The 1,101-nt window shown below is 56.9% G+C and carries 2 protein-coding genes; one reads left to right on the top strand and one right to left on the bottom strand.

Annotation, left to right across the window (positions count from 1 at the left end):
• Positions 1-323: integrase core domain-containing protein (locus AC1DT2_RS24190; RefSeq protein WP_477299269.1), on the top strand; the 323-nt coding region annotated here is incomplete at its 5' end.
• 322 nt (positions 324-645) lie between these two features.
• Here AC1DT2_RS24190 and AC1DT2_RS24185 read toward each other — a convergent pair.
• Positions 646-1,101 (bottom strand): hypothetical protein (locus AC1DT2_RS24185; RefSeq protein ID WP_477299267.1); only part of this gene is annotated, 456 nt, incomplete at its 5' end.

The following is a 1,101-nucleotide window of genomic DNA, read 5'->3' as shown; positions in this document are numbered from 1 at the left end:
GCTCTCGTCGACGATGGCTGCCCACTAAATCATGCTTCGGAAGGTACTACGGAAAGGAGTTCTGTGGCGCGGCCATGGTCGCCTGGGCTCACGACCGTGGCGTGCAGCTGCGGCTTATCGAGCCCGGCAAGCCGAACCAGAACGCTTACATCGAATCATTCAACGGACGGCTACGCGACGAATGCCTCAACGAGCACTGGTTTCCCAGCCTGCTGCACGCGCGAACCGAGATCGAAAACTGGCGCCGTGAATACAACGAGGAACGACCGAAGATGGCACTGGGCGGGCTGACGCCCGCCGCCTACGCAAAACAGTTACAGTAAATCCCGGACTCAAACCGAACCGCTACTCAAGGCGGGGGGACGTCGATGCACCAGGCTCCCCTGAGCAGGCCGGGGATTACGATCTACCCAGTCCAGCCGATGACTTGTGTCTTTCGGTCGGGGGAGGGGACGTGCTGGGAAACCATGGTGAGTCGACACTGGCCGTCTATCCCCGGTATCTCTTACAGGTCGCGCTCGATTCCTTTGGCACAAAGCTACGACTGGCTTTATCTGCAAAGCATGGCGATGCGTGCCCGGATGGCTGCCGGTGTAAAGTGACTGCGCAAATGCATCGCGTCTGAAAGAGCCTGTTCGACTCCAATCAGGGGGTTGCGATGCTCTTCGGAATGGTGAGGCTAGTCTCGACAATCTCCGAGAAACAGCCCGGTTCTGGGTTCAGCTTGAGTCTCCAGGAGACGGCGACAGCCGACCGCATGAGCACCGATTCCAAGTCGGGAAAGATGGATGCCAGGTCGAACTCCAGAACAAAATTCTCTTTGGCTCGAATTCTGATCGGCGCAACGCCTGGCGACACTATGGGTGCCAACGTACGCAAAGATTGGTTGTTTTCTTTCTCTACCGCGCTCAGTCGAAGCATGCCTGAATCGAAGTAATAAGCGGTTAGGTCAACGGCGGCGTCAGCTGGATTTGCCACGGTAAATATGATTTTGTGGCCCCCACCCGTCCTGATCAACGACGCATTTGCAGGCAAGGACGTGCAGACAACAATGTCATCAGTAGCCGTTGCGTTGCTTGACGGGGCTACAAACAGCAATGC

This window comes from Luteibacter sp. P4_E6 (genome assembly GCF_056401535.1).
Note: the sequence above shows the minus strand (reverse complement) of the source record. Positions and strands in the feature narration are given on the sequence as shown.